The following is a 987-nucleotide window of genomic DNA, read 5'->3' on the forward strand; positions in this document are numbered from 1 at the left end:
CAGCAGTTCAGCCGGTGGTCATCGGGTGGGGGAAATTGAAGTGCCCATCCCTGGGGGAGTTTGGGTGCCCGCCAGGGTCAACAGTTGGACGCGTTCAGCTCCCCACGTGTTCTGCCACTTCGCCAGCAGCATATGTGCAGCGTTTGGCTTGGCGTCGTGCTTTTCGCGAATGCGGTCGTTGTAAAACTCGAAGACGGCCGCGCGGTTCCGCCGCCAGGTGTTAATGCTGCAGACCTCCTCGACGCTGTTGCGAGTCCAGATGCCGTCCCCCGTACGAAAAGTCGAAAGACCGCTTTCGGCCGACAGTCCTGCGCCTGAAAACACAAAGAGCTTGGATGCGTTGTTGTCCATTTTTAAGGCCTTCGGCATGACTGGCTGTCAGATACGAAGACAGTCAGGAAATGTCAAGCTTCGATTCGATAGCGACCGCCTAGCTTTGCGCGGTACAGCGCCTTGTCAGCACGCGCAAGAGCGTCTTCACGCCGACAGCAACGACGTAGATGAGTCCATCTCCGTCATACGTATCGAAACACTGCTCGCCTACTTATGTCCACCAGCCTGCCCGACCGTCGCCTCCCAAATGGGACTATCGCAGTCGTTCGAAGTGCCTGCTTCGCATCGACCTGGCATAGAGCTACAGAGCGCCCCTTTTGATTCGCTCAATTGTGTCGAGTAAATGCCTTCGATACGCTTGCATAGCCTCATGAGCCTCGTGCAACGTGGTCAGTAGCGGGAGCGTGAGCGCAACGTCCGGGCCGGCTCTCTCGAGCTCATGTTTAAGTCTTTCTCGGTCACGTCCGAGAAGGTCTCTGGTCCAACCATTGTTAGCATCGCACAACCGCAACATTTCTTTTTGCAAGTCCATCTTCGCCTTCGGTGGAAGGTTGTTTTCCAGTTCATTCCTTCTTCGTGTTAGCGCCGATGTAAAACTGACCCTGTCGCCGACATAAAACTGACCCACCTGGGAGACGATGGCGGCTTTTGCCG

The 987-nt window shown here is 55.9% G+C and carries 2 protein-coding genes; both read right to left on the reverse strand.

Features of this window, described 5'->3' with window-relative positions:
* Nucleotides 1-18: 18 nt before the first annotated feature.
* Nucleotides 19-351: a Sir2 family NAD-dependent protein deacetylase gene (locus AWB74_RS44860; RefSeq protein WP_087039604.1), complete on the reverse strand. Its 333-nt coding sequence runs from the start codon at nt 349-351 to the stop codon at nt 19-21.
* Nucleotides 352-634: 283 nt separating this feature from the next.
* Nucleotides 635-987, reverse strand: a 353-nt coding sequence (locus AWB74_RS48130) for a hypothetical protein (RefSeq protein ID WP_235024970.1), incomplete at its 5' end; no start/stop codon positions are given.

Origin of the sequence: Caballeronia arvi (genome assembly GCF_001544695.2) — a bacterium.
In the GTDB taxonomy this organism is placed as follows: Bacteria; Pseudomonadota; Gammaproteobacteria; order Burkholderiales; family Burkholderiaceae; genus Caballeronia; species Caballeronia arvi.